This window comes from Curtobacterium sp. MCBD17_019 (genome assembly GCF_003234555.1).
In the GTDB taxonomy this organism is placed as follows: Bacteria; Actinomycetota; Actinomycetes; order Actinomycetales; family Microbacteriaceae; genus Curtobacterium.
Genome location: NZ_QKTT01000008.1, coordinates 48711 through 73924, shown reverse-complemented (window position 1 = coordinate 73924; position 25214 = coordinate 48711). Strand labels below are relative to the sequence as shown.

General features: G+C 72.6%; 21 protein-coding genes, 1 tRNA gene and 1 pseudogene. 18 read left to right on the top strand and 5 right to left on the bottom strand.

What is annotated here, in order from left to right; all coding sequences use genetic code 11:
* Nucleotides 1-16 precede the first annotated feature (16 nt).
* Both DEI82_RS09295 and DEI82_RS09290 read left to right on the top strand, forming a co-directional pair.
* Nucleotides 17-2851 (top strand): glycosyltransferase family 2 protein, encoded by a 2835-nt coding sequence (locus DEI82_RS09295; RefSeq protein WP_146242876.1) that lies wholly within the window; start codon nucleotides 17-19, stop codon nucleotides 2849-2851.
* Nucleotides 2848-4263: a DUF5719 family protein gene (locus DEI82_RS09290; protein WP_111036591.1), complete on the top strand. Its 1416-nt coding sequence runs from the start codon at nucleotides 2848-2850 to the stop codon at nucleotides 4261-4263. Before DEI82_RS09295 ends, DEI82_RS09290 begins: the two co-directional genes overlap by 4 nt.
* A 14-nt stretch (nucleotides 4264-4277) precedes the next feature.
* On the opposite strand, the gene DEI82_RS09285 is transcribed toward DEI82_RS09290, so the two are convergent.
* Nucleotides 4278-4730, bottom strand: a complete 453-nt coding sequence (locus DEI82_RS09285; RefSeq protein WP_111009556.1) for a metallopeptidase family protein — start codon at nucleotides 4728-4730, stop codon at nucleotides 4278-4280.
* A 42-nt stretch (nucleotides 4731-4772) separates the two neighbouring features.
* Here DEI82_RS09285 and DEI82_RS09280 point away from each other — a divergent pair, with 42 nt between their 5' ends.
* The 8 genes from DEI82_RS09280 to secA all read left to right on the top strand — a co-directional run bounded on the left by DEI82_RS09280 (nucleotide 4773) and on the right by secA (nucleotide 15392).
* Nucleotides 4773-4982 (top strand): DUF3499 family protein, encoded by a 210-nt coding sequence (locus DEI82_RS09280; protein ID WP_111009557.1) that lies wholly within the window; start codon nucleotides 4773-4775, stop codon nucleotides 4980-4982.
* A 105-nt stretch (nucleotides 4983-5087) separates the two neighbouring features.
* Nucleotides 5088-6566, top strand: a complete 1479-nt coding sequence (gene ahcY, locus DEI82_RS09275) for an adenosylhomocysteinase (protein WP_111036639.1) — start codon at nucleotides 5088-5090, stop codon at nucleotides 6564-6566.
* Nucleotides 6567-6699: 133 nt separating this feature from the next.
* Nucleotides 6700-7377, top strand: a complete 678-nt coding sequence (gene mtrA, locus DEI82_RS09270; RefSeq protein ID WP_111009558.1) for an MtrAB system response regulator MtrA — start codon at nucleotides 6700-6702, stop codon at nucleotides 7375-7377.
* A gap of 72 nt (nucleotides 7378-7449) precedes the next feature.
* Nucleotides 7450-9102, top strand: a complete 1653-nt coding sequence (gene mtrB / locus DEI82_RS09265; protein WP_111036638.1) for an MtrAB system histidine kinase MtrB — start codon at nucleotides 7450-7452, stop codon at nucleotides 9100-9102.
* Complete coding sequence (locus DEI82_RS09260; protein WP_111036590.1) at nucleotides 9099-10769, top strand: LpqB family beta-propeller domain-containing protein; 1671 nt, start codon at nucleotides 9099-9101, stop codon at nucleotides 10767-10769. Before mtrB ends, DEI82_RS09260 begins: the two co-directional genes overlap by 4 nt.
* Before the next feature lie 101 nt (nucleotides 10770-10870).
* Nucleotides 10871-11563 (top strand): ComF family protein, encoded by a 693-nt coding sequence (locus DEI82_RS09255; RefSeq protein WP_111013448.1) that lies wholly within the window; start codon nucleotides 10871-10873, stop codon nucleotides 11561-11563.
* A 90-nt stretch (nucleotides 11564-11653) separates the two neighbouring features.
* A complete protein-coding gene (gene hpf / locus DEI82_RS09250; protein ID WP_111013447.1) occupies nucleotides 11654-12355 on the top strand; it encodes a ribosome hibernation-promoting factor, HPF/YfiA family in 702 nt (233 codons plus the stop codon).
* Between the two features lie 223 nt (nucleotides 12356-12578).
* Nucleotides 12579-15392 carry a preprotein translocase subunit SecA gene (gene secA / locus DEI82_RS09245; protein ID WP_111009562.1) on the top strand — a complete coding sequence of 938 codons (2814 nt, stop codon included), beginning with the start codon at nucleotides 12579-12581 and terminating at the stop codon, nucleotides 15390-15392.
* A gap of 140 nt (nucleotides 15393-15532) precedes the next feature.
* Here secA and DEI82_RS16385 read toward each other — a convergent pair whose 3' ends face one another.
* Nucleotides 15533-16126 carry an Rv3235 family protein gene (locus DEI82_RS16385; RefSeq protein ID WP_220037256.1) on the bottom strand — a complete coding sequence of 198 codons (594 nt, stop codon included), beginning with the start codon at nucleotides 16124-16126 and terminating at the stop codon, nucleotides 15533-15535.
* Between the two features lie 139 nt (nucleotides 16127-16265).
* Here DEI82_RS16385 and DEI82_RS09235 point away from each other — a divergent pair, with 139 nt between their 5' ends.
* Nucleotides 16266-17759 (top strand): sensor histidine kinase, encoded by a 1494-nt coding sequence (locus DEI82_RS09235; RefSeq protein ID WP_111009563.1) that lies wholly within the window; start codon nucleotides 16266-16268, stop codon nucleotides 17757-17759.
* 135 nt (nucleotides 17760-17894) lie between these two features.
* Here the strand turns inward: DEI82_RS09235 and DEI82_RS09230 are convergent, their stop codons facing one another.
* Nucleotides 17895-18143, bottom strand: coding sequence for a WhiB family transcriptional regulator (locus DEI82_RS09230; RefSeq protein WP_066515941.1), 249 nt, complete (start codon nucleotides 18141-18143; stop codon nucleotides 17895-17897).
* A 304-nt stretch (nucleotides 18144-18447) separates the two neighbouring features.
* Between DEI82_RS09230 and DEI82_RS09225 the strand changes: the two genes are divergently transcribed.
* Nucleotides 18448-18822 carry a hypothetical protein gene (locus DEI82_RS09225; protein ID WP_111009564.1) on the top strand — a complete coding sequence of 125 codons (375 nt, stop codon included), beginning with the start codon at nucleotides 18448-18450 and terminating at the stop codon, nucleotides 18820-18822.
* A 10-nt stretch (nucleotides 18823-18832) separates the two neighbouring features.
* On the opposite strand, the gene bcp is transcribed toward DEI82_RS09225, so the two are convergent.
* Entirely contained in the window at nucleotides 18833-19303 is a 471-nt protein-coding gene (bcp, locus tag DEI82_RS09220) for a thioredoxin-dependent thiol peroxidase (RefSeq protein ID WP_111009565.1), read from the bottom strand.
* A 99-nt stretch (nucleotides 19304-19402) separates the two neighbouring features.
* Between bcp and DEI82_RS09215 the strand changes: the two genes are divergently transcribed.
* Together DEI82_RS09215 and DEI82_RS09210 are read left to right on the top strand one after the other, a co-directional pair.
* Nucleotides 19403-19478, top strand: a tRNA-Lys gene (locus tag DEI82_RS09215).
* Between the two features lie 202 nt (nucleotides 19479-19680).
* Nucleotides 19681-20133, top strand: a complete 453-nt coding sequence (locus tag DEI82_RS09210) for a MarR family winged helix-turn-helix transcriptional regulator (protein WP_111013444.1) — start codon at nucleotides 19681-19683, stop codon at nucleotides 20131-20133.
* Between the two features lie 46 nt (nucleotides 20134-20179).
* Here DEI82_RS09210 and DEI82_RS09205 read toward each other — a convergent pair whose 3' ends face one another.
* On the bottom strand, nucleotides 20180-20431 hold the full coding sequence (locus DEI82_RS09205) for an SHOCT domain-containing protein (RefSeq protein WP_220035635.1): 252 nt from the start codon (nucleotides 20429-20431) through the stop codon (nucleotides 20180-20182).
* A 218-nt stretch (nucleotides 20432-20649) separates the two neighbouring features.
* Between DEI82_RS09205 and DEI82_RS09200 the strand changes: the two genes are divergently transcribed.
* The 4 genes and pseudogenes from DEI82_RS09200 (at nucleotide 20650) to DEI82_RS09185 (ending at nucleotide 25202) form a co-directional block, all read left to right on the top strand.
* Complete coding sequence (locus DEI82_RS09200; RefSeq protein WP_111036589.1) at nucleotides 20650-22140, top strand: sensor histidine kinase; 1491 nt, start codon at nucleotides 20650-20652, stop codon at nucleotides 22138-22140.
* Nucleotides 22133-22825: a response regulator transcription factor gene (locus tag DEI82_RS09195; protein WP_258372023.1), complete on the top strand. Its 693-nt coding sequence runs from the start codon at nucleotides 22133-22135 to the stop codon at nucleotides 22823-22825. The genes DEI82_RS09200 and DEI82_RS09195 overlap by 8 nt, the downstream gene beginning before the upstream one ends.
* 60 nt (nucleotides 22826-22885) lie before the next feature.
* The gene (locus DEI82_RS09190; protein ID WP_111036588.1) at nucleotides 22886-24223 is read left to right on the top strand and encodes an alpha-amylase family protein; all 1338 of its coding nucleotides are present in this window, start codon (nucleotides 22886-22888) and stop codon (nucleotides 24221-24223) included.
* Nucleotides 24224-24252: 29 nt separating this feature from the next.
* Nucleotides 24253-25202 (top strand): annotated as a pseudogene (locus DEI82_RS09185) (endo alpha-1,4 polygalactosaminidase).
* Nucleotides 25203-25214 lie beyond the last annotated feature (12 nt).

Sequence of the window (25214 nt, the reverse complement as noted above, 5' to 3'; positions counted from 1 at the left end):
TAGAGTGACCGGCGTCATGCAGCCCAGAGTCACCGCGATCCTCGTCTGCGCCAACGGCGCGGAGTTCCTCGACAGGACCCTGGACGCGCTCGCCGCCCAGACCCGCCCCCCGGAAGCCCTCGTCGTCGTCGACGTGGGGTCCACCGACGGCTCGACCGACGAGCTCTCGTTCGGCGGGTCCGCGCAGCTCGCACGGATCCCGGCCGGTCGGCCGTTCGGGGAGGCGGTGGCCCAGGGGGAGCGCGTCGCACCGCACGCCGCACCCGACGAGTCCGTCGACGAGTGGCTGTGGCTCATCGGGCACGACAACGCCCCCGCGCCGACCGCGCTCGCCGAGCTCCTCGCTGCGGTCGAGATCGCGCCGTCCGTCGCGGTCGCCGGGCCGAAGGTCATGGTCGCCCAGGAGCCCACGCGCATCCGGGAGTTCGGCGAGAGCATGACCCGCTTCGGACGGTCGACGGTCCTCGTCGCCGACGAGCTCGACCAGGGACAGCACGACGCGCACGCGGACGTGCTCGGCGTCGGTGTCGCCGGGATGCTCGTCCGCCGTTCCGTCTGGACCGCGCTCGGCGGCTTCGACCCGGGACTGCCGCACGTCGACGCCGCGCTCGACTTCTGCGTCCGGGCGCGGCTCGCCGGCCACCGCGTCAGCGTCGTGCCCGAGGCCCGGGTGACGAGCGCCGGCGGCCCCGAGGACTTCGGACGACGGTCGGTGTCCGAGACCCGTCGCCTCCGTTTCCGGCGGCAGGCCCAGCTGCACCGGCGTCTCGTGTACGCACCGCCCGCGGTCCTCTGGCTCCACTGGCTGTCGCTCGTGCCGCTCGCGATCGTCCGGAGCGTCGGGCGCCTCGTCGCGAAGCACCCCGGTGCCGTCGGTGCCGAGATCGGTGCCGCCGTCGCCGTGGCCTTCGGCGGTGGCGTGGGACGGGCACGTCGGACCCTCGCGCGGAACCGCCGGGTCGGCTGGGCCGCCGTCGAGCCGCTCCGCGTGAGTCTGGGCCGCGTCCGGGAGCACCGGGTCACCGCGCGCGACCTCGAGCTCGCCCGGGTCGAGGACGCCGCCGTGCCCCGCGCGTCGTTCCTCGGCGACGGCGGCTTGTGGACCGTCCTCGCCGCCGCGGTCGTCACGGCGGTGCTGCTCGGCCCGCTGCTCGGGGCACCCGCGCTGACGGGTGGGGGGCTGCTGCCGCTCAGCACGACGGTCGGTCGGCTCTGGCAGAACGTCGGGTACGGATGGCACACGATCGGGACCGGGTTCACGGGGCCGAGTGACCCGTTCGCGGCGGTGCTCGCGGTGCTCGGCACGCTCACGTTCTGGTCACCGTCCACGTCGATCGTGCTCGTCATGCTGCTCGCGGTGCCGTTGTCGGCCCTCGGCGGGTGGTTCGCGTCGCGCCGGCTCACGACGCGGGTCTGGGTGCCGGTCGTCGGTGCGACGCTGTACGCGCTCTCGCCGTCGCTCGTGACGGCCGTGATGAGCGGGCATGTCGGCGCCGTGATCGCGCACGTGCTCCTGCCGTGGCTGCTCCTCACACTCCTCGGCGCCCATCGGTCCTGGGCGTCGTCCGCGGGTGCCGCGCTGCTGTTCGCAGCCGTGCTCGCGAGCGCCCCGTCGCTCATCCCGGTGCTCGTGCTGACGTGGCTGGCGTCCCTCGCCTTCGGCTGGCGGCACCTCCTCCGGCGCATCGCGATCCCGCTGCCCGCGGTCGTGCTGTTCGCCCCCCTCGTGATCACGCAGCTCCGCGCGGGAACGCCGCTCGGCGTCCTCGCCGACCCCGGCGTGCCCGACGCCACCCGGGCGCCGTCGGCGCTCCAGCTGGCGATCGGATCCCCGCTCCCGGACTGGAACGGGTGGACGACGGCGTCGCACGCCGCCGGGTTCGCCACCACGGTCCTCCCGATCGCGCTCGCGGTGCTCGCGCTCCCGGTCGGCGCGACCGCCATCGGTGCGCTGCTCGGCCGACGCTGGCACCTCGCCGCGGTCGCGCTCGGGTTCGCGCTCGTCGGGTACCTCACGGCCTTCGGCGCCACGCACCTCGCGCTGTCCGGCGTCGGGTCCACCACGACCATCGTGTGGCCCGGCAGCGGTCTCAGCGTGTCCTGGTTCGCGCTCGTCGTGGCCGCGGTGGTCGGGCTCGACACGCTGCCGCGACTCGCGCCCGGTCTGGGACTCGTCGCCGCGGTGCTCACGGGCGTGACGGTCGCGCCGGTGTTCGCGGGTCTGTACCTCGGCACGGCGGCGATCAGCCCGACCACGGGGCGCGTGATCAGCGCCTACGTCAACGCGGAGGCACGGACGAACCCCGACGTCGGCACGCTCGTCCTGACCCCGCAGCGCGACGGCACGCTCGGGGTGTCCCTGGAGCGCGGGCAGGGGGCGACGCTCGACGACCAGTCGACGGTCCAGGCCACCGCCCACCGCCTCAGTCCGGACGACCGGCGCCTGACGACGCTCGCGGCGAACCTCGCCAGTCGGAGCGGCTTCGACCCGCGCGAGGACCTCCGCCGGCTCGGCGTGCGGTTCGTCCTGCTCGCGGACGGACCCGACTCCCGGGCCGCCGAGGCACTGCACGACCGCGCCGCCGGTTCCATCGGCCAGGACGCCCGGTTCACGAGCATCGGCGCGACCGGCACCGGCGTCCTGTGGAGCTACGACGGCCGCGTCGACCGGCCCGCCACGGGCACCGCCGCGGCGTCCGCCGCCCACGCGCTGTTCCTCGTCGTCCTCGGCGTCGTGTTCGGCGCCACCGCACTCCTCGCGATCCCCACGGGGCCGCGTCGACGGCGGGCGGTGTCGCACGTGATCGAGGCCGACGAACCCGCGACCACCTTCGACGAGGAGCGCGAATGACCCAGCAGCCCACGAACGGTCAGCGGAACGGACGGCGATGGGCGGTCCGGGGGAGCGCCGCGCTCGTCGCCGTGCTCGTCGCTGCGGGCACCATCGGCGCCGCGCACGCCGCGGACCTCACCGGCATCACGGCGCGACCCGCCGGGCGGACCGTGACCCCCGTCCCCGCGGACGCCTCCCGGGTGTGCGCGGGCGGCCTCCTCCAGCTGGCCGACGCGTCCGGTGCGGACGCGACCACGGCCTCCCGGGTCGGCCACGAGACCGTCGCCGCGGCGTCGACCACGGGACAGGTGCACCGGTCGACCCTGGCCGCCGCGAGCAGCGGTGGCTCGGACCCGACCGTCGTCACGGCACGCGCCGGGCGCACCACCCCGACCGTCGCCGGGAGCGGCATCCAGGAGGCCGACGGTGACGAGGTCGCGGGCCTCGCCGCCGCCTCGTGCGACGACCCGTCGACGTCGACCTGGCTCGTCGGCGGCTCCACCGAGACCGGTCGGACGAGCATCGTCACCCTGGCGAACCCCACCGACGTCAACGCGACCGTGGACCTCGACGTCTTCACGACGACGGGCAAGGTGTCGGCGCCCGGCACCACCGGCATCGTCGTCGCGCCGAACACGCAGAAGGTCGTGCCGCTGGCGGGGTTCGTCTCCGACGCGGCGTCGCCGGTCGTGCACGTGACGTCCTCCGGCGGTCAGATCGTCGCCACCATGCAGGAGAGCATCGTGCGGACCCTCACCCCGGGTGGGGCCGACGTCGTGCAGGCGGCGGCGACACCGTCCCGGACGCAGACGATCCCCGGGGTCGTGCTCCGCGACACGGACGGCGCGCAGCACGGCGACGACACCGCCGACGCAGCACCGGTGGTCCGCGTGTTCGTGCCGGGTGACGCGAGTGCGCACCTGACCATGGCCCTGACGACCGCGGACGGCGGTGGGACCACGGTCCAGGCCACGGCGGACGGCGGCGTCGTGACGGACGTGCCCCTCGACGACTTCACCGACGGCCGGTACACGGTGACGGTCACCGCGGACGTGCCGATCGTCGCCGGGGCCCGGACGAGCACGCCGACGACCGACGGCCGGACCGACCTCGGGTGGTTCGCGTCCGCGCCGACGCTCACGGGCACCACCCTCGTCGACGTCGTCGACGGTCCCGGCGCCCGCCTCACGCTCGTCAACCCCACGACCTCCGACGCCACGGTGACCATGGCGGCGGGCGGGGAGCGCACGACCGTCACGGTCGCCGCGGGGACGACGGCGGACACGACGGTGCCGACGAGCACCGCGCTCACGCTCCGCGGTGTCCGTGGGCTGGTCGCGGGAGTGTCCTACGCGGGCGACGCCGGGATCGCCGGGTTCCCGCTGCGCCCGGGTGCCACCGCGTCGACGCCGATCACCGTCTACCCCTGATCGGCGGGACGGGGTCAGAGGTGCCGGTACCGGTCCGGGGCGAGGTCCCAGGGGTCCTTGTCGAGGAGCTCCGCGACCGCCCGGAACACCGCGGTCTCGACGACGATCCGGCGGTCGACGTCGTCCTTCTCGGGCAGGTGCGTCAGCCGCTCGACCGGGATCCGGTAGATCGTCACGCGGTCCGGCCGTCGGTCGATGCGCCAGCGTGGCACCGTGCGGTCCGCCGGGTCGGGTGCGGTCGCGGTCGACGGCATGTCCGCCACCTGGAACACGACGCCGCGCAGTTCGTCGGGCCACAGCTCGACCAGGTAGTGCGCCGTGTCGCCGACGATGCGGTCGAACGCCTCGGCCCGGGTGACCACGGGCGCGAGGTCGGGCCCGGTGACCGACGAGCGCCCGCCCCGGCCGTGCCGCGAGCGACCGCGGGCCCGGTCGACGGGCGTCACGAGGGGGCGTCGGCGGACCATGCGGCCATGGTACTGCCGGGCGCCCGGTAGGTTGGGCGGGAGATGGACGTGCGGATCTGCAGCAAGGTCGCCTGCGGGGCGGGGGCCGTGGCGACCCTGACGTACGACTACGCCGACTCCATGGTCGTCGTGGGACCGCTGTCGATCCGGGTCGAGCCGCACGGGTACGACCTCTGCGGCCGGCACGCCGAACGCCTCTCGGTCCCACGGGGGTGGCAGGTGGTGCGCCGTGCGCCCCTCGGGCGCGACTGACGACGGCCGGGTCCGTCGCCCGGCGGTCGCCACCGCCCGCCGGACGGGAGGCGCGGTGCGAGCCCGCCACGTGCCTCCCGGCCGGAGGGTGGGAGACTGGTGGTCATGCCCACCGACATGCAGACCGCGCTGCCCCACCGCGTCGCCGACCTGACGCTCGCCGAGGCCGGCCGACACCAGATCCGCCTCGCCGAGCACGAGATGCCCGGCCTCATGGCACTGCGCGAGGAGTTCGGCGCGTCGCAGCCGCTCGCGGGTGCGCGGATCGCGGGATCGCTCCACATGACCGTGCAGACGGCCGTGCTCATCGAGACCCTCGTCGCGCTCGGTGCCCGCGTGCGCTGGGCGAGCTGCAACATCTTCTCGACGCAGGACGAGGCGGCCGCGGCGGTCGCGGTCGGCCCCACGGGCACCCCGGACGCCCCCGCCGGTGTCCCGGTGTTCGCCTGGAAGGGCGAGACCCTCGACGAGTACTGGTGGTGCACGAACCGGATCTTCGACTGGTCGGCCGAGGCCGCGGCCGAGGGCGCCGACTGGATCGGGCCGAACATGATCCTCGACGACGGCGGCGACGCCACGATGCTCGTGCACGAGGGTGCGGACGCCGAGTCCGCCGGAGCCGTCCCCGAACCGGCGTCCGACGCCGCGGCCGAGCGTCTCGTCGTCCTCCGCACGATCGCCGAGTCGCTCGCGACCTCGCCCGACCGGTGGACCCGGATCGCGGCCGAGCTGCGCGGGGTGACCGAGGAGACCACGACGGGCGTGCACCGTCTGTACGAGCTCGCGCGCGCCGGCGTCCTCCGGTTCCCGGCCATCAACGTCAACGACTCCGTGACGAAGTCGAAGTTCGACAACCGCTACGGCATCCGGCACTCGCTGCCGGACGGCCTCAACCGGGCCACCGACGTCCTCATCGGCGGCAAGGTCGCGTTCGTCGTCGGTTACGGCGACGTCGGCAAGGGCGCGGCCGAGGCGCTCCGCGGACAGGGTGCCCGCGTCATCGTCTCCGAGGTCGACCCCATCTGCGCGCTCCAGGCGGCCATGGACGGCTTCCAGGTCGCCCGGCTCGAGTCCGTCCTCGACCAGGTCGACATCGTCGTGACCTGCACGGGCAACGTGGACGTCGTGACGGTCGACGACATGCTCGGGCTGAAGCACCTGGCGATCGTCGCGAACGTCGGCCACTTCGACAACGAGATCGACATGGCCGGACTCGAGCGGCTCGAGGGGGCGGAGCGGATCGAGATCAAGGCCCAGGTGCACGAGTGGCGCCTGCCGAACGGCCGGAGCGTCCTCGTCCTCAGCGAGGGGCGGCTCATGAACCTCGGCAACGCGACCGGCCACCCCTCGTTCGTCATGAGCAACTCGTTCACGAACCAGGTGCTGGCGCAGATCGAGCTCTGGACCCGACCCGAGGCGTACCCGACCGACGTGTACGTGCTGCCGAAGCACCTCGACGAGAAGGTCGCACGACTGCACCTGGACGCGCTCGGCGTCGAGCTGACCACGCTGGACGCCCGACAGGCCGACTACATCGGCGTGCCGGTCGAGGGCCCCTACAAGCCCGAGCACTACCGCTACTGACGTCCCGGCGGCGCGGCGGCGATCCCCGCGGACAGCCGCCCCGCCGCGCCCGGCCGTCGTGACCGGGTCCCTCGGTTATGGTGGCAGCACGGGCGCGTCGCCACGTCCGGCACCACCGATCCTGAGGGGGACCATGAGCCCGCGCATCCTCGTCGTCGACGACGACCAGGCGCTCGCCGAGATGATCGGGATCGTCCTCCGGTCCGAGGGGTTCGAGCTCGAGTTCAGCGAGGACGGCACCGACGCGCTCGAGGCCTTCCAGAGCACGCGACCGGACCTCGTGCTGCTCGACGTCATGCTGCCGGGTGTCGACGGGATCGAGGTCTGTCGCCGGATCCGTGCCGAGAGCGGCACGCCGATCATCATGCTCACCGCCAAGGGCGACACCGCCGACGTCGTGTCCGGCCTCGAGAACGGTGCCGACGACTACGTGGTCAAGCCGTTCAACCCGAAGGAGCTCGTCGCGCGCATCCGCACGCGCCTGCGCCCGGTGGCGAGCGACGCGGCCGTCCTCACCGTCGGGGACCTCACGGTCGACGTCCCCGGGCACGAGGTCCGCCGCGGCCGCACCCCGATCGCACTCACCCCGCTCGAGTTCGACCTGCTGCGCGCCCTCGCCGAGAAGCCGAACCAGGTGTTCACGCGCGAGATGCTGCTCGAGCAGGTGTGGGGGTACCACTACAAGGCGGACACGCGACTGGTCAACGTCCACGTGCAGCGGCTGCGCGCCAAGATCGAGCACGACCCGGACAACCCGCGCATCGTCACCACCGTGCGCGGCGTCGGTTACCGGGCGGGTTCGCAGGGCTAGCCGTTGGCCAGGCCCGCGGCCCGTGCGACGCCGACATCCGTCACGTCCCCCGGGGTGGTCACCGTCCGGCAGGTGTGGCGGCGCACCCGGCGATGGATCCGGCGGGGGTGGCGCGCCGTCGCGTTCCTCTGGCGACGGTCCCTGTTGTTCCGCGCGGTCGCCATCACGGTCCTGACGACCGGGCTCGCGGTCAGCGTCATCGGCACCGCGATCACCCTGAGCATCACGAACAACGTCTACGCCCAACGGCGGGACCAGATCGAGGCCGAGTCGGAACGTGCGACGGTCCTCGCCCAGAACATCTTCGACGCCGCCACCGCCGCCGAGGACAACAACCAGGTCGAGCTCGAGACGCTGCAGAACGAGGCGCAGACCTCGATCCTGACCACCACGACGAGCCCCGGCGGCACGAGCATCGCCATCCTCCGCACCCCGGGGCAGTCCACCACGCAGACGCTGCAGAACATCGCCAGCCCCGACTTCCCGGACTCGGTGATCACGCCCGAGTTGCGGAAGGCCGTCGCGAAGGACTCCGGTGCGCTCCGGCTGCAGGCGGTCGCGCTCGAGGACGGTGGACGACGGGAACCGGGGCTCGCGGTCGGGTCGACGCTCCAGATCCCGAGCGCCGGGCAGTACGAGCTGTACCTCGTCTACGACCTCAGCGACGCGCAGAAGACGCTGGACTTCGTGTCGCAGACGCTGTCCGTCGGCGGCGTGGCGCTCGTCGTGCTCATCGCGCTCGTCACGTCGCTCGTCGTCCGCCTCGTCGTCGGCCCGGTACGCGTCGCGGCCGAGACGAGCCGCAAGATCGCCGCCGGCCGACTCGACGAACGCATCCCCGTGCGGGGCGAGGACGACATCGCGATCCTCGCCACGAGCTTCAACGGCATGGCCGACGTGATGAGCCGGCAGATCACCCAGCTCGCCGAGCTGTCCCGCGTGCAGCAGCGGTTCGTGTCGGACGTGTCCCACGAGCTCCGCACGCCCCTGACGACCATCCGGCTCGCGGGCGACGTCCTGTTCGACGCCCGACACGCGTTCGAACCAGCGGTGGCCCGGTCGAGCGAGCTCCTGCACACCCAGATCGACCGGTTCGAGTTGCTGCTGGCGGACCTGCTCGAGATCTCGCGGTACGACGCCCAGGCGGTGCAGCTCGAGACGGAGCCGGTCGTGCCGGCGGCGCTCGCGACCGACATCGTCGACGAGTTCCGGCCGCTCGCCGAGTCGGCCGGAGTCGAGCTGCAGGTCGCCACACCGGGCGGCCACGTCGTCGTGCAGGCCGACGGACGACGGATCCGGCGCGTGCTCCGCAACCTCGTCGGGAACGCGATCGAGCACGGCGAGGCCAAGCCGGTGCAGGTCGTGGTCGACAGCGACGCCGACACGGTCGCGATCGCCGTGCGCGACCAGGGCGTCGGGATGCCCCCGCAGGACGTCGAGCGCGTGTTCGACCGGTTCTGGCGGGCCGACCCGAGTCGACAGCGGACCATCGGCGGGACCGGCCTGGGGCTCGCGATCAGCCTCGAGGACGCACACCTGCACGGCGGGCGGATCGACGTCTGGTCGCGGCCGACGGTCGGATCGGTGTTCGTGCTGACGCTCCCGCGCCGCGCCGGCGACGCGGTGACGCGGTCGGTGATCCCGTTGCCCGCGCTCGACGACCTGGAGGACGAGCCGCGCCTCCCGGCCGTCCCCGCCGACGGTGACGGAGGGCCGCAGCGGTGACCCGGCGCGTCCTCACCGCGCTCGTCGCGACGCTCGTGCTCGTCGTGCTCACCGCCTGCGCCGCGATCCCGACCGGCGGTGCCGTGCAGAAGGGCGGCCGCGTCGAGGACCAGGCGCCGTCCGGCGTCGACTACCGCCCGAACGGGCCGGTCAAGGGCTCGGACCAGGAGACCGTCCTCCGACAGTTCATCGACGCGGCCACCGGTGCCCAGGACAACTACGCGGTGGCACGGGAGTTCCTGACGACGGGGTTCGCGCAGCGGTGGAACCCGCGGCAGAGTGTGACCGTCCGCCAGGGGAGCGGCACCGTCGCGCGCACCGGGGACCGTCGGCTCTCGTACATCATGACGGTGTCGGCCACGGTGGATGCCGACGGCGAGTACACGCAGGCCGACAGCGACGCGACGTCGACGCTGACGTTCCAGTTCCGCAAGGAACACGGGCAGTGGCGGATCAGCTACGCGCCCGGCGGGATCATCCTGTCGCCCGTCAGCTTCGAGTCGGTGTTCCAGGCGCACGCCCTGTACTTCTACGACCCGACGTACCACTACCTCGTGCCCGAGGAACGGTGGTTCCTCGCCCGGTCGTCGACGAGCACGCGGATCGCGAGCGCGCTGCTCGCCGGGCCGAGCGAGTGGCTCAAGGGAGCGGTCGTCACGGCGTTCCCCGAGGGCACGCAGCTGTCCCTCAACGCCGTGACGATCGAGAGCGGGTCGGCCCAGGTCGACCTGACGAGTGACGCGCTGAAAGCGACCACGGTCGAGAAGGTCCGGATGCGCGAGCAGCTCACCGCGAGTCTGGCGTCGGTCGCGAGCATCTCGTCCGTGACGATCACGGTCGAGGGCACGAGCCTCGACGTGCCCGACTCGACGGGCACGAACGCCGAACGCGACCCCGACGTCGACGCCCGGCCGCTCGTCGTCGCGAAGAACGCCGTCGGCAACGCAGCCGCGGGAGCCGTCGACCAACTCGCCGGCATCGCGGACAAGATCCGCGGCCTCGACCCGACGTCACTCGAGGTGACGGCGGCGGGCACCTCCGCCGCGGTCGGCACGGTGGACGGCGTGGACGCCGTCCGGTCCGGCTCGAGCGCTCCCGTGCAGGTGGACACGCGGAGCGGTCTCGTCGCGCCGTCCATCGACGACGAGGGCTTCGTGTGGTCGGCCCAGGCGGCGGACCCCCGGTCGGTCGTCGCGTACGGGCTCGAGGGCGATCCGCACCCGATCTCGTCGAGCCTGCCCGACGGCCGACTCGTCGCGTTCCGCGTGTCGCGGGACGCCACCCGGGCACTCGCGCTCATCGACACCGACGAGGGTGCCGCCCTGTACGTCATGGGCGTGCTCCGGAACTCGCAGAAGCAGCCGACCGCGCTCGGCGCACCCGTCCGGGTGCCGGTCGCCGCGGGCACCCCGGTCGACGCGACGTGGCAGAGCGACCTCGAGGTGGCGTCGCTCGGCTCCACCGCGACCGGCTCGACCGTGACGTCGTCGACCATCGGCGGGCGTTCGACGACGCTCAACCGCCCGTCCGGTTCGGCGACGACGATCGTCGGCGGTGCGTCCGACTCGCTGCTGCTGCGCATGACCGACGGCCGTGTGCTCGCCGAGAGCGGCGGTGGCTGGGACGACAGCGGCGTGACGGCGGCCGTCCTCGGCACGCAGCGGTAGGCCGGGAGGCCCGTCCTCCCCAGGTGCTCCCGTCCGGACCGCCGTCCACCGACTGATGGATCCGGCGCCGAGTCACGCGGCCGCGGCGCGACGATCGAGGCATGGGGGAGCGGGAAGCCGACCGGTGGCGGGACGCGGCGATCGAGGCGCTCGGCGTGCTGCTGCCGGTGTCGTGCGTCGTCTGCGGGCGTGACGACCGCCCGGTGTGTCACGCGTGTCTCGAGGACCTCGCCGCGACCCCGTCGTGCGTCCGGCTCGTGGCCGGCGTCCGGCTCGACGCCCCGTTCACCTACCGCGGGACGGCCCGGGCCCTCGTGCTCGCGTTCAAGGTGCACGGACGGCTCGACGTCGTCGGACCGCTGGCCCGCCCCACCGTGCGGGCACTCCGGGGGGCGCTCGCCGAGGCGCCCGACGCGGTCGTGGTCCGGGTGCCGTCCTCGCGGGCGGGACGTCGGCGGCGGGGATTCGACCCGGTCGTCGTCCTGCTCCGTCGCGGTGGTTTCCGGACCGCTCGCGTGCTCCGACGAGTGCCGGACCCGCGGGCCCGTGGCAGGCGCGACGGCGGCCAGAAGTCGCTGTCGGCGGTGGACCGGGTGACCGCGACGGTCGGCACCCTCCGCGCGGTGGACGTGCGCGACCGCGCCGTCGTGCTCGTGGACGACGTCGTGACGACCGGGGTGACCATGGCCGAGGCGATCCGGGCGGTCCGCGCAGCGGGCGGCCGCGTGGTGCGGTGCGTGGCGACGGCGAGCGTGGAGCCGTCCTCCCCGTCGGAGGCTGGAACCGGACCCTGAATCGTCGCGTGCACCCGGGTCTACGCTCGCTCGAAAGGCGTCTGGAGTCGCCACGAGGAGGCGACGCGCCGAGTCTGGATGGGAGCCGCCATGGACATCTCGATCACGGGACGGAACGTCGGGATCACCGACCGTTTCCGCGCCTACGCCGAGGAGAAGTCCGCGAAGATCGACGCGCTCGCCGATCGTGCCGTGGCCTTCGAGGTCCGGGTCAGTCGACACCACGAGAAGAGCAGCGGGGCGAGCGGCGACGACCGCGTCGAGCTCACCCTCATCGGTCCCGGGCCGCTCATCCGCGCCGAGTCGACCGCGTCCGACAAGTACGCGGCGTTCGACCTGGCGTTCGCCCGCATCGCCGAACGGTTGCGGCGTGCGAAGGACCGCAAGAAGGTCCACCGGGGCCGTCACCGCCCGACCTCGGTCGCCGAGGCGGCGGGTGACGGGTTCGCCACGATGGACGTCGTGCCCGCCGACGGCACGCTCATCGAGACGGTCGCGACCGGCAGCCTGCCCGTCGTGACGGACGAGGCCCAGGCGACGGACGAGGACGCCTACAACCCCGTCGTCATCCGCACGAAGGTCTTCGCGTCGTCCCCGATGACCGTCGACGACGCGCTGTACTACATGGAGCTCGTCGGCCACGACTTCTACCTCTTCATCGACGCCGAGACGGAACGCCCCAGCGTCGTGTACCGCCGCAAGGGCTGGGACTACGGCGTCATCGCCCTGGACGACGCCGCACCCGTCCAGCAAGAGGCCGCGACGGTCGAACGCGCTGGCGTGACCGTCTGACCTCCGCGCACGACCACGAGGGCCCCGCTCGGCACCACACGGTGCGGTCGGGGCCCTCGTGTCCGCCCCGAGCGAACGGGCGCACCCATCGGCTCCGGCCGCGCCCGCTGCCCAGGTGTGCGGGCGCGGAGGTTGCTAGCATGGCTGGCTGATCAGGCGCGCGCGACCGGCCGTCCGGAGGCCCCGAGCGATCAGCGCCAGACGACACCATGAGGAGTCTCGATTGACCAACGTGCTGGAGAAGGTCCTCCGCATCGGCGAAGGGCGCACGCTCCGACGCCTCAAGGCCTACGCCGAGGCGATCAACGACCTCGAGGACGACTTCGCCACCCTCAGCGACGAGGAACTGCGCGACGAGACGCGTGAGCTGCGCGAGCGGTACGCGAACGGCGAGTCCCTGGACGACCTGCTGCCCGAGGCGTTCGCCGCGGTGCGTGAGGCGTCGAAGCGCACGCTCGGGCTCCGTCACTTCGACGTCCAGCTCATGGGCGGTGCCGCGCTGCACCTCGGGAACATCGCCGAGATGAAGACCGGTGAGGGCAAGACGCTCGTCGCGACGACGGCCGCGTACCTCAACGCCATCGCCTCGCGCGGCGTGCACGTCATCACCGTCAACGACTTCCTCGCGAGCTACCAGTCCGAGCTCATGGGCCGCGTGTTCCGCGCGCTCGGCATGACCACCGGCTGCATCCTCGCGGGGCAGGAGCCCGCCGAGCGTCGCGAGCAGTACGCCGCCGACATCACGTACGGCACGAACAACGAGTTCGGCTTCGACTACCTGCGCGACAACATGGCGTGGCAGGCGTCGGACATGGTGCAGCGCGGGCACTTCTTCGCGATCGTCGACGAGGTCGACTCGATCCTCATCGACGAGGCCCGCACGCCGCTCATCATCTCCGGACCGTCCTCGGGCGAGGCCAACCGCTGGTTCACCGAGTTCGCCACGATCGCCACGCGCCTGCGTCCCGGCGTCGACTACGAGGTCGACGAGAAGAAGCGCACGGTCGGCGTGCTCGAGCCCGGGATCGAGAAGGTCGAGGACTACCTCGGCATCGACAACCTGTACGAGTCGGCCAACACCCCGCTCATCTCGTTCCTCAACAACGCGATCAAGGCCGACGCCCTGTTCAAGCGCGACAAGGACTACGTCGTCATGAACGGCGAGGTGCTCATCGTCGACGAGCACACCGGTCGCATCCTCATGGGCCGCCGGTACAACGAGGGCATCCACCAGGCGATCGAGGCGAAGGAGGGCGTCGAGGTCAAGGCGGAGAACCAGACCCTCGCCACCATCACGCTGCAGAACTACTTCCGCCTGTACAAGAAGCTCTCCGGCATGACCGGTACCGCCGAGACCGAGGCGGCGGAGTTCATGTCGACGTACAAGCTCGGCGTCGTCCCGATCCCGACGAACAGGCCGATGCAGCGCAACGACCAGACGGACCTCGTGTACAAGAACGAGCCCGCGAAGTTCGAACAGGTCGCCGCCGACATCGAGCAGCGGCACGAGAACGGCCAGCCCGTCCTCGTCGGCACGACGAGCGTCGAGAAGAGCGAGTACCTGTCCAAGCTCCTCGCCAAGCGCGGCGTGAAGCACGAGGTGCTCAACGCGAAGAACCACGCGCGCGAGGCCGCGATCGTCGCCCAGGCGGGTCGCCTCGGTGCGGTCACGGTCGCCACGAACATGGCCGGCCGCGGTACGGACATCATGCTCGGCGGCAACGCGGAGTTCCTCGCCGTCGCCGAGATGCACGCGAAGGGGTTGTCCCCGACCGAGACCCCGGATGAGTACGAGGCCGCGTGGGACGACGTGTTCGCCCGCGTCAAGGCCGAGGTCGAGGTCGAGGCCGAGAAGGTCCGCGACGCCGGTGGGCTGTACGTGCTCGGCACGGAGCGACACGAGTCCCGGCGCATCGACAACCAGCTGCGTGGTCGCTCCGGTCGACAGGGCGACCCCGGCGAGAGCCGCTTCTACCTGTCCCTCACCGACGACCTCATGCGGTTGTTCAACTCCGGCGCGGCCGAGAGCCTCATGGGCCGCTCGAACGTCCCGGACGACCTCGCGATCGAGAACAAGCTCGTCGGTCGTGCGATCCGCTCCGCGCAGGCCCAGGTCGAGGCCCGGAACGCCGAGATCCGCAAGAACGTGCTGAAGTACGACGACGTCCTGAACCGCCAGCGCGAGGCCATCTACGACGACCGGCGCCGCATCCTCGAGGGCGACGACCTGCACGACCGGTCGCAGCAGTTCCTCGAGAGCGTGGTCAACGAGATCATCGACTCGCACACGGGCGAGGGCTCCCCGGACGACTGGGACCTCGATGCGATGTGGACCGAGCTCGGGACGCTCTACCCCGTGTCGATCACCATCGACGAGGTCATCACCGAGGCCGGATCGCGGGGCAAGGCATCGCGCGACTTCCTCGGCCGCGAGATCCTGTCGGACGCCAAGCTCGCGTACCAGAAGCGCGAGGAGGCCCTCGGCGACGAGGCCATGCGCGAACTCGAGCGCCGCGTCGTCCTGTCGGTGATCGACCGACGCTGGCGCGACCACCTCTACGAGATGGACTACCTCAAGGACGGCATCGGTCTCCGCGCGATGGCTCAGCGCGACCCCCTCGTCGAGTACCAGCGCGAGGGCTATGCCCTGTTCCAGAGCATGATGGGCCAGATCCGCGAGGAGTCCATCGGGTTCCTGTTCAACCTCGAGGTCCAGGTGCAGCGTGACGGCGAGACGGCCGTCATCGACGCCAAGGGCCTCGGCGAGGACTCGGAGGCCGCCGGGCTGGAGTACTCGGCACCGTCGATCGACGGCGAGGTCGAGGTCCGTGACCAGAGCGGTCGCCTCGAGCAGGCCGCGACCGCACTCGCGCAGCGGCAGCAGGCCGTCGCCGAGGCCGAGCAGGTCCCGGGTCCCGAGCGGGGGTCGTCGTTCGGTGCTGCGGCGACGGCGTCCGGGCAGCGCGGTGCCTTCGGGCAGCGCGACACGGCGCCGACGAACCGGGCGGACCGTCGGGCGCAGGCCAAGAAGAGCTGATCGGGAGCGTTCCGGGAACGGCGGCGGTCCTCCTCGGACCGTCGCCGTTCGGCGTTCCCGCACCCGTCGCCGGTGAGCCCTGCGCTCCGGTGCGGCCCGCGCCGGTCAGCCCTGCGCTCCGGTGCGGTCCGCACCGGTGGTCAGAGGACGCTGACCGCGGTCGCGCGCCATCGGCCGTCGCGGCCCTCGAGGCGGATCGCGACCGCACGCGTTCGTGCCCGTGCATGCACGATGACGGTGGCCTCGGCGACACCGTCGCTCGGTTCGCGGACGATCACCGAACCGATCGAGAAGACGGGCCTGCGCGGCGCCGTCCGGCGTACCGACCGCGCGCGGGCCGCCAACCGGACGCGGACCTGGAGGTGTCGGTGCACGTCGTCCGTCACCCACCGCGCGATCTGGTCGAGTTCACGGGCGCCGGCGAGGATCTCGACGACACAGCGGGCGAGGTCCCGCGCGACGGGGGTGGGGTCCGGCAGCGCTGCGCGAGGGGGCTGCGGTGCGGCGTCGGCGCGGCGGAGCCGGCGTGGCCCGGCGGTGCGCCGCGCCGCGCGCTCGGCAGAGCGATCCGGCTCGTGCCCGGGAGGCGTGGGGCGGAGGACCGCGCCGTCGAGCGCCGTGGGCAGCGGAGGAGCCGGCTGCGCTCCGTGCTCGGTCAGGGCGTGCCGCCCCTGACGGCGCGTGCCCCGTCCCTCCGGTCCGTCGTCGGTGCGCTGTGCGGCACGGTCGTCCATGAGCCCCCTCGTGGTGCGGTGGTGCGGCCTCCCCGGCCACGCCCTCAGGCTACTGACCGTTGGAATGTGACATTTAATCCCCGGACCGAGGTGGGGACGGTCGCAGGGAGGACCGGAGGCGGCCACCTAGACTTGCTCCGTGTCGACCCTCAGTGACCTCGTTCTCGCCCAAGGCCGGTCCACCGACGCGGACGTCGAGTGGCTCCACCTGCTCGTGGGCGACGGTCAGCTCCTCGCCGACCTGTCGTTCGCCGACATCGTGGTGTGGGTGCCCGCGGAGGACGGCTCGTTCGTGGCCGTCGCGCACGCGCGGCCGTCGTCCGCCGCGACGCTGTTCTACCGCGACGTCGTCGGGCAGGGCGTGCGGGACGAGTGGCGCGACCAGATCACCCAGTGCTTCGAACGCAGCGAGATCGTCGACTCGGCGGAGCCCGACTGGTACGAGGACACCCCGACCCGCGTGCGCGCGATCCCGGTCCTGCGTCGGTTGTCCGCCACGAGCGCCCAGACGACGGAGGCGCCCATCGCCGTCGTCACACGCCACTCGAACGTCAACGAGCAGCGCACGCCGAGCCGCCAGGAGCTGACGTTCAACTCGAGCGCGAACGACCTGTTCGGCATGATCGCCACGGGGGACTTCCCGGACATCGGCGCACCGACCGGTCCGCGTCGGGGTGCTCCTCGTGCCTCCGACGGACTCCTGCGACTCGACGTCGGGGGCGTCGTCACCTTCGCGAGCCCGAACGGCCTCAGTGCCTTCAACCGGATGGGCTTCGAGGGCGAGCTCGAAGGGCTCTCCCTGGCCGAGGTGACGACCGGGCTGCTCGGGAATCAACTCGTCGTGGACGAGTCCCTGCCGCTCGTCGTGACCGGTCGCGCTCCGTGGCGCACCGACATCGAGGCGAAGGGCGTGACCGTGACGCTCCGCGCGATCCCCCTGCGCGACCACGGGGAGCGCATCGGGGCGATCGTGCTCTGCCGTGACGTCACCGAGCAGCGGCACCAGGAGCGCGAGCTCATCACGAAGGACGCGACGATCCGCGAGATCCACCACCGCGTCAAGAACAACCTGCAGACGGTCGCGTCGCTCCTCCGCATCCAGGCGCGTCGCACGCATTCGGAGGAGGCCCGGGAGGCCCTGCAGCAGGCGATGCGTCGGGTCGCGGCCATCGCGGTCGTCCACGACACGCTCTCGACCGGTCTCAGCCAGAACGTGGACTTCGACGACGTGTTCGACCGCGTGCTCATGCTCGTGACCGAGGTCGCGGCGAGTCACAACACGACCGTGCGCCCCAAGAAGACGGGCGAGTTCGGTGTGCTCCCGAGCGAAGCGGCGACGCCGTTGGCGCTCGGCCTCACGGAACTCGTGACGAACGCGGTGGAGCACGGGCTCGACGGCCGTGACGGCGAGGTCGAGATCGTGGCCGACCGGTTCGAGGACCACCTCGAGGTGCAGGTGCGCGACAACGGGCGCGGACTCCCCGAGGGCAAGGTCGGTGCGGGACTCGGCACGCAGATCGTGCGGACCCTGATCCAGGGCGAACTCGGCGGCACGATCGACTGGCACACCTTGGTCGGCAGCGGTACCGAGGTCACCATCGGCATCCCCTTCCGGTGGTCGGAGCAGTCGTAGGGCTTCGGCCTCGGGATCGCGCGGGCTCCGAGTCGAGGGACGACGGGCGCGGCAGGACGACGTGGGGTGGAACGACGACGGCGCCCGGTCCCCTGGGGGACTGGGCGCCGTCGTCGTCGGAACGGGTGCGCTCGGTCAGGAGGCGCGACGTGCGCGGGCAGCGCGGCGCTTGAGCGCGCGACGCTCGTCCTCGCTCAGACCGCCCCAGACGCCCGAGTCCTGCGAGGTCTCGAGCGCGTACTGCAGACAGGTCTCGGTGACGGTGCACCGAGCGCACACCGACTTCGCCTTCTCGATCTGGTCGACGGCCGGGCCGGTGTTCCCGACCGGGAAGAAGAGCTCGGGGTCCGCGGTGAGGCAGGCGGCCTTGTCACGCCAATCCATGTGTTGATGCTCCTTAAATAGCTTCGAATCGCACGACGAACGGCCGTGGCGAATCAAGTGCAGGCGTGGGCCAGCTGGGCTGCAGCACTGCGGGGGGATTCTCTGTGGGGGAGAGAAAGACTCTGCGGGAGGCGCACACGTCATCGTGGCGTTCCATCGACCTCGAACATCGTTCCATACTGATATGGCCAAATCAAGGGTCGAGAGCTGGAGGAACGCTGTGTCGGATGCCCCACGCCCGGAGCGCCCCGAGGGTGCCGCTGATCGGGAATCACCTGATCGCGCGGCATTCCGGACGCCGACCGTGCTCGGTCTCGCGGTCGTCGTGGGGCTCGAGTTCCTCGCCGTGGCGGTGCTCACGGTGGTGCTCGTCGTCGACCTCGTGGTCGCCCCGCCGGACTCGGTCGTGAACGGTCTGGCGCTCATCGTCCTCGCCGCCGTCGCCGCGATCTGGCTGGGAGCGATGGTGCTCGGACTGGCCCGCGCCCGCTCCTGGGTGCGGAGCGGGGTCGTCGTCTGGCAGTTCCTCCAGATCGCCCTCGCCGTCGGTGCGTTCCAGGGCGTGTTCCGGGTCCCGGCGATCGGGTGGGTGCTGCTCCTGCCAGCGCTGCTCGCCCTGGTGCTCGTCTTCGCACCGGCGACGACGGCGGTGCTCGCCCGCCGCGACCTCGAGCGCTGAGGGCAGGGACTCAGTCCAGGCCGAGCTTCTTCCGCAGCGCGGCCACGTGCCCCGTCGCCTTCACGTTGTAGAGCGGCAGCTGCACGCGGCCGTCCTCGTCGACGACGATCGTCGAGCGGATCGTGCCCGTCGTGACCTTGCCGTAGAGGTTCTTCTCGCCGTACGCGCCGTACGCGCGGTGGACCGTCAGGTCCGGGTCGCTCAGGAGCGGGAAGGTCAGGGCCTGCTCGTCCTTGAACCGCTGCAGCGCGGGGAGGTCGTCCTTGCTGATGCCGAGCACCGTGTAGCCGGCGCCCTGCAGGGAGTTCATGTTGTCGCGGAAGTCGCAGGCCTCGGTCGTGCATCCGGGCGTCGACGCGGCCGGGTAGAAGTACACGATGACCTTCCGGCCCCGCAGGTCGCGCAGGCTCGTCGGCGTGCCGTGCTCGTCCGGCAGGGTGAAGTCGGGGGCGTCGGCCCCGGCGGCGAGACGTTCTGTCATCCTCTACTCCTTGCGCGACGTGGTGGCGTCGCCCCGTGGTCCGTGGCGGCCGAGACCCATGCTATTGTTGTTCTCCGTTGCGGCGAGCCGCGACGGTACGCGCCTCTAGCTCAATTGGCAGAGCAACTGACTCTTAATCAGTGGGTTCTGGGTTCAAGTCCCAGGGGGCGCACCACCAGCCCCGGGCCTCCCGGCATCAGCCGCAGGTCCGGGGCTTCGTCGTTGCCAGGCGCGGCCGTCGTCCCCCTCGATCGGGGGCGTCGTCCGGCAACCGCGGCGCTCGCGGGTCGCGCCGAGGACGACCTGGACTCGGTGTAGCGTGCGTACCTCCGGGCGGGAGCAAGGGGGGGTGACGGGTGGGAACAGCGGACGAGGACGTGTCCGACCTCATCGCGGCGTTCACCTCCGTACAGCGGGCGAACGCCGCGCTCATGCGGCAGCTGAGCCTCCTCGCGGGCGTGCACGAGAACGCGCTGCGGGCGCTCGTGCTCATCGACGACACGGCCCGGTCCACGCCGACCGAGGTCGCCGGGTTCCTCGAGCTGACCTCCGGTGCGGTCACGAGCATGCTCGACCGACTCGTGGCGGGCGGGTTCATCAAGCGGATCCCGAACCCGGCCGACCGGCGCGGGTCCCTGCTCACGCTCGAACCCGCGGGTCAGGCCGTCGTCACGCAGATCCGGCGCCGCTACGAGGGGGTCATGCGGGCCGTCGACGCCGAGCACCGGGCCGGGCTGTACCTCGTGCTGAACGACCTCGCGACCGGGCTGCTCGAGCAGGCGCAGGGCGTCGTGTCCGACGCGGCCGCCGCGGGCGGAGACGGGACGTAGTCCCGGGACCGGCGGCGACCGCGGCGTGCGTCACGGTGCCGCGGCGTCAACGTCGGTCGAGCTCGGACGACCGCGCCCGGTACTCCGTCGCGTCGATCTCGCCGCGCGCGAACCGGTCCGCGAGGACGGCCCGGGCGTCGGAGCGAGCGCGCCACGGCCCGCGGCGGAGGACCCCGAACACGAGGGCGAGCACGACGAGGGTCGCGAGGAACACGACGGGGAACACGGCGAACGGGGCCATGGGCGGGCCGCCGTGCCAGGACGGTGCGGCGGCGAGTGCGGTGAGTGCGGGTGTCATGGTGACCTCCTCGGTCGGTGGCTGGGCGTCGCTGGTGCGACCGGTCCAGGCTCCTGCTCCGCGGTCGTCCTGTCGTCCGCTCGGGGGACGCTCCTGGACGTGCTCCCGACGGCAGTACCCGAGGTCGTTCCTCCACACGCATCACGCCGGAGGGAGGAGTCCACGGACACCTCCCCGGGCGGACGACGGCGCCCCGGTCGGCACCTAGGCTTCCGGGCATGAGGAGACCCACCGAGACCGGGCGGCGGCGGTTCGCGCGCGTCGGCAGGGTGCTCCCGGTGGCGGCACTGCAACTCGTCGGCACCCTCGTCCTGTCGCGCTGGACCGGGCCGACGCCCGGCACCGTGCCTGCTCATCCGGGACCGCCGTGGGGGCCGGGAACGGGGGAGGCCGTCGTGGCGGCACCCGGTCCGCTCGCGATCGCGATGCTCGTCGCTGCGGTGGTCGTCCTGCCGTTCCGGTGGCGTTGGCCGGTCGTCGTCCTCGGCGTGACGCTGGCGACGACCCTCGGCTACGCGGTCCTCGTGAGCCCGCGGGGTCCCTTCGTCGCGGCCCTCACCATGGCGGCGGTGAACGCGTGGCTGTCGGGTCGTCGACGTTCCGCGGCCGCGGCGGTGGCGATCGGCGCGTTCGCGCTCCCGTGGGTGGACCTCGCGACCGGGCGTTCGTCCGTCCTGCCCTGGGGGACGGTCACCGTCATGCTCGCGTGGGGTGGGCTCACGATCGCGCTCAGCGAGCTCGCTCGCGTCCGCGTGCTCCGCGCGGCCGAGGCCCGCCGCGCACGCGCGGAAGCGGTCCGGCGGCGCGCCGAGGACGAACGCGTCCGCATCGCTCGCGAGCTGCACGACTCGGTGGCGCACAACATGTCGCTGATCAACCTGCAGGCCGGGGTGGCGCTGCACCTCGGCGCCGACCTGCCGGACCCGACCCGGGCCGCGTTGACGAGCATCCGCGACGCCAGCCACGAGGCCCTCGTGGAGCTCCGCGCGGTGCTCGGGGTCCTCCGCAGGGTGGACGATCCGGACGCGGGAACGAACAGCGGCGGCGCAGGTGCGGCGACCGGGAGTGGGATCGAGGCGACCGGGGACGGGGGCGTCGTGGTGCCCGAACGGTCCCCGGTGCCCGGCCTCGATCGACTCCGGGATCTCGTCCTGCGCGCGGAGGCGGCCGGACTCGACGTCACGCTCGACGTCGACGGCGACCTCGGCGCCGTCGACCGCATCGTGGATCGGACGGCGTTCCGCATCGTGCAGGAGTCGGTGACGAACGTCATGAAGCACGCGCCGTGGAATCGTGTCGCGGTGGTCGTCGGCGCGTCTGCGGAAGTCCTCGACGTCACCGTGGAGGACCTGCCCGACGCGCGCGGGCGGAGGGGCACTGCTGCACAGCCGGACCCGGCCGCGTCAGCCGCGTCCTCCGCGTCGGCCTCGGTGGACGCCCCGCAGGACACCCTCGACCGCGCCCAGGCCGGCCTCGGTCCGTCGGGCAACGGCATCATCGGCATGCGGGAGCGGGTGGCTGCGGTCGGCGGCGTGCTCGAAGCCGGCCCGGTCACCGGTGGCGGATGGCGGGTGCACGCGCGGCTCCCGACCACCGGCACGACCACGACCACGACCACGACCACGACCACGGGCACGGGCACGGGCACGGACATCTCGGACCGACGGACCGCTGCCCTCGAGCGAGCACAGGAGGCACACCGTGGATGACGCCAGCGAGGCGGCACCGCTCCGGTTGGTGATCGCGGACGACCAGGCACTCGTCCGCGGCGGACTGCGGGCGCTCGTCGAGTCCGAGCCCGACATGACCGTCGTCGCCGAGGCCGCCGACGGCGAGGACGCCGTGCGTGCCGCCGTGGAACACCACCCCGACGTCGTGCTCATGGACATCCGCATGCCCCGCGTCGACGGACTCGTGGCGACGCGGCGCATCGGTGCCGACCCGGCGCTCCGTGACGTGCGCGTCGTGGTCCTCACGACCTTCGAGGAGGACGCCTTCGTGTTCGAGGCGATCCGAGGCGGAGCGGCCGGGTTCCTGGTCAAGGACACCGAGCCGGCCGAGCTCCTTCGCGCGATCCGGACGGTGGTCGCGGGTGACTCGTTGCTTTCGCCGGGGGCGACCCGGTCCCTCGTCGCCGCCTTCGCCACGCACGCCACCCCGGCGGAACTGACCCCTGCACTCGACCGGTTGACCGACCGGGAGCGCGAGGTCATGCGCTGGGTCGCCGGGGGACTGTCGAACAGCGAGATCGCACAACGCCTGTTCATCAGCCCTGCGACGACGAAGTCACACGTGAGCCGGGCGATGGTGAAGCTCGGCGCACGGGACCGGGCGCAGCTCGTCGTGTTCGCCTACGAGACGGGCCTCGTCGCACCCGGCTGGTCCGGCTCCTGACCGCGTGGCCCCCAGCGCGGATCGGTAGGGTCGACCAGGCCGACGAACCGGAGGTGGTCGATGACGTCCTGGGTGGAGCACGCCCTCTGGTGGCACGTGTACCCGTTGGGGTTCGTCGGTGCCGACATCCGTCCGCCGGAGGCCCCCGCGCCGTCGGCACGGGAACGCCCGGTCGAGCACCGGCTCGGCCGACTCGAGGCGTGGCTCGACCACGTCGTCGACCTCGGGCTGAACGGCATCGCGCTGGGACCGGTGTTCGCGTCGTCGACGCACGGCTACGACACGCTCGACCACTTCCGGGTGGACCCGCGGCTCGGGGACGAGGACGACCTCCTCCGTCTCGTCGCCACGGCGCACGACCGCGGCGTCCGGGTGCTGCTCGACGGGGTGTTCAACCACGTGGGGCGCGCGCATCCGGCGTTCCGAGCGCTCGAGGAGGACGGACCCGCGGCCCCGACCGCCGGACTGTTCCACGTGCGCTGGGACGGGTGGCGTCCCGGTGACCGCGTCGACGCGGACGTGTTCGAGGGACACGACCAACTCGTCGCCCTCGACCACGGCTCCTCGGCGACCGTCGACTTGGTCGTCGACGTCATGAGCCACTGGCTCGACCGCGGCGTGGACGGCTGGCGCCTCGACGCCGCGTACGCCGTGCCGCCCGCGTTCTGGGCGGCGGTGTTGCCCCGCGTGCGAGAGCGGCACCCGGACGCTTGGTTCTCGGGTGAGGTGATCCACGGTGACGCCGCTGCCGTCGTGCGGGCCTCGACCATGGACTCGGTCACCCAGTACGAGCTGTGGCAGGGCATCTGGCACGGCATCGCGGACGGCAACTGCCACGAGCTCGCACACGCGATCCGCCGGCACGACGCGCTCCTGTCGACGTTCGTCCCGAGCACGTTCGTCGGTAACCACGACGTTACGCGCATCACCTCCGCGGTCGGTCCGCGGCACCTGCCGCACGCCCTCGCGGTCCTGTTCACGGTGGCCGGCGTGCCGAGTGTGTACGCGGGCGACGAGTACGCCTTCCGCGGCGTCAAGGAGGCCCGGGTCGGCGGCGACGACGCCGTGCGCCCGGCGTTCCCACCCGTGCCACCGGCTCCGGCCGACCTCGATCCGGAGGGCCGGGACGCGTTCCGCACGCACCAGGCACTCGTCGCCGTGCGGCGTCGCCACCCGTGGCTGCACCGCGCGCACACGGACATCGTGCACCTCGAGAACACGGCGATCGTGCTCCGGACGGCGATCGGCACGGACGCGGTCGTCACCGCGCTCAACATCGGCGACGAGGCGGTGTCGCTGCCCGCTGCCGGGTCGACCACGGTCGAGGCGGGGGCGGGCGAGGTCGACCACGGTCGCGTCCGACTGGCGGCCTCCGGTTGGGCGGTGCTCGGCGGGTGACCGCTCGTCGCGTCTTCGGGCGAGCCTGCATGGCCGCCGTGCTCGTCGTGGCCGGCTGGGTGGTCGCCCCGTCCGTGGCGTCCGCCGCGCCGTCGGACCGACCCGCGCCGGCCGCCATCGGGAGGCTCGGTGTCGGGGGGCTCGGTGTCGGGAGGCTCGGCGTCGGGGGGCCCGGCGTCGGGAGGCTCGCCGTCGCGGCGCCCGCGTCCACCGCGACGCGTTCGTCCCCGCCGGTCCGGCCGTTCCCGACCCGCGGGCGCCCGGACTACCAGCTCGGCGGCGCCTACCGTCCGCCTGCCGGCGTCACGATCGTCGAACGGGACAGCGCCGCGCATCCGGCACCGGGCACGTACGGGATCTGCTACGTCAACGGGTTCCAGACCCAGCCCCAGGACACCGCGTGGTGGCGGCGCGAGCACCCGAGGGACCTCCTCCGGACCGCATCGGGGAAACCGGTCAGCGATCCCGGGTGGCCGGACGAGGTCCTCCTGGACACCGGGACCGCGGCGCACCGTCGAGACGTCGTCCGGGTCCTGTCCCGCACCGTGGACCGCTGTGCACGTCGTGGGTTCGACGCCGTCGAGTTCGACAACCTCGACTCGTGGACGCGCTCGCGCGGGCGCCTCAGCCGCGCTGACGCCCTCGCCACCGCGCGCTCCTGGTCGACGTGGCGCACCGGGACGGCCTCACCGCGGGGCAGAAGAACGCGCCGGGCCTCGGCACGCGGGGGCGGGACGTCGCGGGCTTCGACTTCGCCGTCGCCGAGGAGTGCGTGCGCTACGACGAGTGCCGTGCGTACACCCGCGTGTACGGCGGACGGGTGATCGACGTCGAGTACAGCGACGCGCTCCGCACGACGTTCGCCGCCGCCTGCCGTTCCGCGTCGCGGCCGCGCATGACGATCCTCCGCGATCGTGACCTCGTCACGCCCTCGCACGCGGCGTACCGGTACCGGCGCTGTCTCGTCGCCGGCTCGTGAGAGCATCGTCGC